We start from the raw sequence: 452 nt of genomic DNA, 5'->3' as shown, positions 1-452 counted from the left end.
ATGTCAACCGCCTGCGTTCTCGCGGTAACAATAAGATTGCGCAAAAGGTTGGCGAGGAAGCTGTAGAAACAGTAATTGCAGCATTGACAGAAACAGATGCTGATTTTATCAATGAAACTTCAGACTTATTGTTTCATTTGATCGTATTGTTGCGTGAGAAAGGATTTTCTTTGGAAACAATTGCGAAAAACCTCGAGAGCAGACATCAATAGGTATTTGAAGGGACATCTTACTTCGTGCTCCTAGCTCACTTAAAATCGGAAGATGGCAACACCGTTGAACAAAATCCGAAACGGGGAGAAGGCTATAAGCTAAGATGACAAAATAATCTAAGAAGTGCAGAATATTTGTGGAAATACTGCACTTCTTGTTTCTGTCGGCTAACAAAACCTATTGCTGTATTGATATTTACTGGACACACAGTTCGAACAGAGGAGTCCTACACCATAAAA

1 protein-coding gene is annotated in these 452 nt (G+C 39.8%); it reads left to right on the top strand.

Annotated features, from left to right (window positions below):
- Positions 1-212, top strand: a 212-nt coding sequence (gene hisE, locus LE190_RS22265) for a phosphoribosyl-ATP diphosphatase (protein WP_225240612.1), incomplete at its 5' end; no start/stop codon positions are given.
- Positions 213-452: the final 240 nt, after the last annotated feature.

Origin of the sequence: Massilia hydrophila, assembly GCF_020208145.1 — a bacterium.
GTDB classification, from domain to species: domain Bacteria; phylum Pseudomonadota; class Gammaproteobacteria; order Burkholderiales; family Burkholderiaceae_D; genus Telluria; species Telluria hydrophila.
The sequence above is the reverse complement of the archived record's forward strand: the minus strand, read 5'-3'. Positions and strand labels throughout refer to the sequence as shown.